Origin of the sequence: Clostridioides sp. ZZV15-6598 (assembly GCF_020657705.1) — a bacterium.
GTDB classification, from domain to species: domain Bacteria; phylum Bacillota; class Clostridia; order Peptostreptococcales; family Peptostreptococcaceae; genus Clostridioides; species Clostridioides difficile_F.
The window spans coordinates 1-6,290 of record NZ_JAGWCS010000180.1 but is presented as its reverse complement, the minus strand read 5'-3'; the positions used below and the strand labels follow the sequence as shown (position 1 = coordinate 6,290).

Annotated in this window: 6 protein-coding genes; 1 reads left to right on the top strand and 5 read right to left on the bottom strand. The window is 29.6% G+C overall.

Going from position 1 to position 6,290, the window contains the following annotated elements:
• Positions 1–345 precede the first annotated feature (345 nt).
• Complete coding sequence (locus tag KGF50_RS19770; RefSeq protein ID WP_227849646.1) at positions 346–1,407, top strand: GGDEF domain-containing protein; 1,062 nt, start codon at positions 346–348, stop codon at positions 1,405–1,407.
• 110 nt (positions 1,408–1,517) lie between these two features.
• Here the strand turns inward: KGF50_RS19770 and KGF50_RS19765 are convergent, their stop codons facing one another.
• The 5 genes from KGF50_RS19765 to KGF50_RS19745 all read right to left on the bottom strand — a co-directional run bounded on the left by KGF50_RS19765 (position 1,518) and on the right by KGF50_RS19745 (position 6,108).
• Entirely contained in the window at positions 1,518–2,372 is an 855-nt protein-coding gene (locus tag KGF50_RS19765; RefSeq protein WP_227849645.1) for an AraC family transcriptional regulator, read from the bottom strand.
• 111 nt (positions 2,373–2,483) lie between these two features.
• The gene (locus KGF50_RS19760; RefSeq protein WP_413926846.1) at positions 2,484–3,188 is read right to left on the bottom strand and encodes an MBL fold metallo-hydrolase; all 705 of its coding nucleotides are present in this window, start codon (positions 3,186–3,188) and stop codon (positions 2,484–2,486) included.
• Between the two features lie 271 nt (positions 3,189–3,459).
• Positions 3,460–4,770, bottom strand: a complete 1,311-nt coding sequence (locus KGF50_RS19755) for a M20 family metallopeptidase (RefSeq protein WP_227849643.1) — start codon at positions 4,768–4,770, stop codon at positions 3,460–3,462.
• A 12-nt stretch (positions 4,771–4,782) separates the two neighbouring features.
• A complete protein-coding gene (locus KGF50_RS19750) occupies positions 4,783–5,253 on the bottom strand; it encodes a hypothetical protein (RefSeq protein WP_227433642.1) in 471 nt (156 codons plus the stop codon).
• Positions 5,254–5,256: 3 nt separating this feature from the next.
• Positions 5,257–6,108, bottom strand: a complete 852-nt coding sequence (locus KGF50_RS19745; RefSeq protein WP_227849642.1) for a DUF3100 domain-containing protein — start codon at positions 6,106–6,108, stop codon at positions 5,257–5,259.
• Positions 6,109–6,290 lie beyond the last annotated feature (182 nt).

Below are 6,290 nucleotides of genomic sequence, written 5' to 3'. Positions count from 1 at the left end.
ATATATGGTAATGCTATAATATATCCTAACAATAAGTAAAGATATATTAAAATAAAATTAAAAATATTAAGCTATTTATATGTTTTTGTAAATTATATACTAGTATTATTATATTTTTATAAAAGATATATTGGAAATATAATCAATTTATATAATTGGAAATTATTGGATTGATGTTAATAGCGAAATGTAGAAATATGAATAATAGTACTATATGATAGTTAAATCACTTTTTAAATTAATAAATAATGTGAGAGTTCATTTATAAGTGTATCAACAGTAGTTGAACTGTAGAAGTATTAAATAATTCATGAATGAGAGTGTGTAATGTACAAGGGGGGTATGATGTTAGAAACAATATTAAAGAATTTTAAAGCAAAGAAGATGGATTTATACAAATCTGAAATTAGATTGAGAAATTATCGAAGTTTCTGTGGTATATCATTATTAGGACTCACTATTTCAGCTATGGTGTTTGTATTTGGACTGATTTTATCAGAAGTTGTTACTTTTAATATAGAGTTTTTTATTATACTTGGATACTTTTTTATTCTTTATATTATTTCTAAATTTTACTTAAAAAAACACTCTCAGCATATAACACTTATCTTTTATTTGGTATTAACTCCAGTTATGATAATGGGTATTTTGATGGGAACTTTTCTAGATAAAACAGAACCATCAATCACAATTATGGTCTTTATATGTGTACTTCCTTTATTCATATTGGATAAACCATGGAGAATTATTCTCTATATAACAGGAACTTCTATAATCTATGGTATTTGTTGCTTTATAGCAAAGGATATAAATATGTTTATGGCGGATTTAGTTGATTTAGTTACTTTTTATTTTTTATCTGTAGGTGTCAACTTCTTTATTCTAAATGACCGTATCGAGAGTGTAGAAAACTACATTAAATATAGAACTAAATCAGAAATTGATTTATTGACAGGTATATATAATCGAGGTGCTGGAGTTGAAATGATTGAACAGTTTATGGATGAAAAAAAGTACGGAGCCTTTATTCTTATCGATATAGATGATTTTAAATATATCAATGATTCTTATGGTCATATTGTAGGTGACCGTTATTTACAAGCTTTAGCTGACAATATAAAGAATATTTTTTATGATAGTGTAGTTTTAAGATTAGGTGGTGATGAATTTGCCATCTATGCTAAGGATTTAAACAATGAGGAGAAGTGTAGAATACACTTTGAAAAATTATTTGATGTATTAAATAATATGGAAGATTTATCACAGAATGATTATGTATTTCATATTAGTTTAGGATGTTCAATTTGTGATAAAAATATTACTAATTTTGAAGATTTATATAGTAAGGCAGATGAAGCTCTTTATTCAGCAAAGGAAGCTGGAAAAGGGTGTTATCGAATAAACTGATTTAATATTTTATCGGGATTTCTATCTATATGTAATATATAATTTTTAAAAAGAAAAATGGCAGTTTCAGTTGGAATTTTGAAACTGCTATTTTTTTATGATTAATGATTTTATGCTTTTTTTCTAACTGGAACCCAAACTTCGTATTTTGCATTTTGTGGGTCTGAGTTTAAATAAGCTTCTATATCTGAAACATTTTCTACATATTCATAACCAGAGCTAGGGAACCACTCTGTCCAAATTCGACGTTCTAAATCTTGTATGCTTTCTTGTGTACCTTCATTGGAGAAAACTGCCCATGTTGAAGCTGGAATAATATATTCTTCGAAAGTGTCATCAATTTGTGAAGTACTGGCTACACCTATAAAATAGGACAATGATTCTTTAGTTTTATAAACACTTACACCAAGTATACCCATAGGATGACTGTTCATCATATCTGCTAATTTATATAAAGTGCCATCCATTCCTGCCTTATGCCACATCTGTGGTACAATTTTAAAGTTTTCTTCTATATCTTTACTTAGAGGCTGTGCAATACCAATAATACGAATTTCTTCTTTTTTCTCGATTCTATAATTCATCTCTTCTACTCCTTTAATTGTCATTTTGAAGCTAATTGGTAGAACGGATTTTAGTGGAATGCCACATTCTTTTACTTGTGATGGTGCAATTCCATGTAAGCTCTGAAAAGCACGATTAAAAGCTGTTGGCGAAGTATAACCATATTTCAATGCAATATCGATTACTTTTGATTCGCTATTTTGCAAGTCTATGGCTGCCAAACTTAAACGTCTACGTTGAACATATTCAGAAATAGAAAAACCTGAAATATATGAAAATATTTTTTGAAAATTATAAGCTGGACATCCAGTAATTTTTCCAAGTTGATTGTAATCAATGTCATCTAATAGGTGTATTTCAATATAATCAATTGCTTTATTTAAATGTTCAATCCATTCCATCGTATCAGCTCCTTAATCTAAGTGTATTATTTGTTGATTGTATTGTCCTCTCTTTTCGAGTTTAAAAAATGAGAGTGGTGTAAATGATTTACTATTCATTTTATTAAAATCTCATTTTGTGCTGTTTAACTGGTATAAATTTATTTTATGGGCATAGCATAGATTTTTCTCTAACTTGCTACTTTTAAATGGCTTTCCGTGCCCTGGATAAATCATTTTGGCCTTTGTACTGATGATTCTTTCCCAAGACTTAACAAAGTCTGATTTATCTTCTGCCCAGATTGTAACATTGTGAATACTTGGCAAGCCATTCATTGCAGCATCACCACAAAATAAAACTCCATTATCGAGTAGAAGTGAGATTGAATCAGAAGTATGTCCTGGTGTATCTATGATTTTTCCACATAGCTCTGTTTCAATTTCTTTACGATTATCATCAGATATAAGAAAACATCTTTTTTCAAATTCCTGTTTTAGTGGGGAAAATAAGTGTTCTCCTTTTCCTAACAGTTTCATAATTTGACAAGAAAAAATGGCTATATGGCTGGTGCAACCTCCAATAAAAGAGTTTTGACCTCTATATAGTACTTCTAAAGCTTTATCACTCATTATTACCTTAGTGTCAGGGGATTCTAATAAAATCTGATTTAAAAAACCAGCATGGTCATCATGTGCATGGGTTAGAAATATGTATCGGATATTTTTTATATTCATATTGAATTTAGATAATTGTTTTTTAAAATGTTCAAACCCATTTTCATATCCAGTATCAATTAAGACAAAGCCATTTTGAATAGGATATAACCAGTTATTCACAATTCGGTTTCCTGCATTAAACATTTTCTCACCACCTTGTATAACAGAATATAAATGTATTTTATATTAGTTTCTATTTTATTAAAAAAACATACCACACTTACAGTTATACTTCAACACAACTTTATAAATTTTGTGATGATTAGCTATTTATAAAAAAGTAAAACAATAATTATCTACTATAAAGAAGATGAAATACAAGAAAAGATGGTATAGTCTCTATGACATATACCATCCTTTATATTATTATATAAATCAATCTTTAACAGACCTATAAAGTTTTGTCGTGTTTTTCTAAGAATGTTAAGTATTCTTCTTTAGTCATAACTGGAGTAAAGGCATCCAGTATATCTTTAGTCTCCTTAGCATTATCAAAAAGAAGGTCTACAACTGTAAGTGCCATAGCCTTAGCAGGAACTATGTAAGCTAAGTCTTCATCAACTATTTCAAAATCTCTCGTATGAAGAGCACCTTTTACACCACCAATCATAGGGTGAAGGGTAGGCATTATATGAGATACATCTCCAAAATCAAATGAGCCAGTGAAATCTCCACCATCAATAACCTTTCCTTCTAATCCTAAATCTTCAAGGTTATTTTTAAATAAATTATCAAGGTTTTTGTATCTTAATATTGGTAGATAACCAGGGATTTCAGTTATCTCAACATCAGCTCCAACAGCCATTCCACCAGCCATCAATGCTTTATTTATTCTTTTATTAGCATCTATCATGCCATTTATAGTTCTAGCTCTTACATATGATTCCATATGAACATCAGCAGGAACAACATTTACTATATCTCCACCTTTTGTGATGATAGGATGAAATCTAACTCTTTCAGATTCTTTAAAAGTCTCTCTAAGTGCATTTACATTATTTATAGCAAGCATTGCTGCATTTAAAGCATTTATTCCATCATGTGGAGCAGAACCAGCATGAGATTCTTTTCCTATAAATTTAACTTTTTTGCCAACAAAGCCATTACTTTCAGGCCCAACTAGTGCCTTATCTTCTCCTAAATCTGAAGAGTGAAACATCATAGATATATCTATATCATCAAAATAACCTCTTTTTATTAGTTCTTGCTTTCCACCAAAGTAAGTTATTTTTCCTTCTTTTTTCAATTGTTCTCTGTATTCTAATTCAATAAATTCTTCAGCAGGAGTAGCCATAAAAGATATTTTACCATCTAAATGTTCTAAAACTCCGCTTTTTACTAAACCAACAGCAGCACCTAACATTCCAGCTATTTGTATGTTATGTCCACAAGTATGAGATGCACCTATTTCATTAGAATCTTTGTGTTCTTTGCAAGATATACCATCTAATTCTCCAAGTATAGATATATGAGGACCTTCTTTACTAGAATTTGCATCTGCCTTACATCCTGTAACAGCTATATTTTTTTCTACAGATAAGTTTAGTTCTTGTTCAAAAAAATTTGAGACAGCTTCTGTAGTTTTATACTCTTTATATCCATATTCTGGGTTCTTGTAGATTCCATGACCTATTTCTAATATTTTTTCTTTATTTTCATCGATAGTCTTTATTACTAGAGATTTTAATTGTTCTTTATTCATAATAAGTTCCTCCTATATTTTACCTTGAATACTTAAAACTATATGAGCTATACTTGCACATGCAAAGAATATAGTTGTAAAAACAACAAGTGATATTATAACTATTTTCCATGACATTTCCTTTAAAGCTTCTATTTTGTTTCCAACAGAAATTCCTGCAAAAGCTAGTAGAGGAGTTGTTATAGCCATAAAATTAATATTATTAGTGTTAGTTAAAAATACTTCAGATGTTGGGCTATATGGCATACTAAGTAAGAGACCTATTATAGTTGCAAATCCAAAAGCAGGAAATATTGATTTAGGAAATAAATCCTTTATAATCATAGCAGCCATAGCAGCTAATATTAACATTACCATTCCAGGAAAAGCTGTTACTATAGATGTACCAACACTAATTCTTTGTCCTATAAGAATTATAACTCCAATAATAGACATAACCAATAATTGATATGAACTTTTCTTTAAATCTAAATTAGCAAACATTTATTAGCACTCTCCTTTCGTAGGTTTTGTTTCTTCAGTATTTTTACTTCTTGAGAATTTAGGTTCTAAAATTTTGTACATAAAATTAGTAAATGGTAAAGATACGAAAACCAAGAATATAATTCCTGTTATACTAGACATCATATTACTTGTTGCTGCATAGGCAAGTATTGTATCTGCCATTTCTGGAGGTACCATGGTAGAAAGTGAGCCAGCAGCTGCGGTCATCATACTTCCACTACCAACACCACAGGCCATTCCTAAAGCATATGGGTGAAGGCCACTATAAATTGACACTGAGCCTAACACACTAAAATATATAGTACCAAGAACTGTACCCATTAAATATGTACCAAGTACGCCACTACCTTCTGGAGAATTTATCCCATATTTTTCAGATATAACTCCTAAAGAAGGTTCACGGCTTATACTTGCAGTAGCTCCAATAGCTTCTCTTTTCATACCAAATATTAAAGCAAGAGGTAATGCAACTATTGGTGCAAGTATGTGACCAAATTCTTGAGCAAGAAATGCAGGTCCAGCTTGAATTATCTTATCAATGTTTGGACCGACAGTAGTCCCATATTTTATACCAAGCATTACTAGTGCAATTCCAACAACTTCACCAGCAATATTGATTTCTTTTTCTCCAATAACTTTTTTAAGTGCTTTAATTTTTTTTCCTAATAAGTCAGGTGTTATTATAAGTCCGATTATAACTGCATAAAGCATTGGAAATAGTATTATAGAAGCTGAACCAATAGCTAAGGTTCTTTGACCTATAAATTCACATATTACTACTAAGATTAAGCAAGTTAAAAAGACTTGAATAAAGTGTTTTTTATTAATTTCCATGATTGCCTCCCTAAAAAATAAATATTGTACTTATTTGAATTTGAAATAGAAAATACGTTTTCTCGAATATAATACGTTTTCCTAAATTATATAAAATTACATAATAAAACTAAATTACATAGAATTATATAAAATTACATAGTAAAATTGTTTTTCAAATAAGTTTCAGAAATGTCAATAAC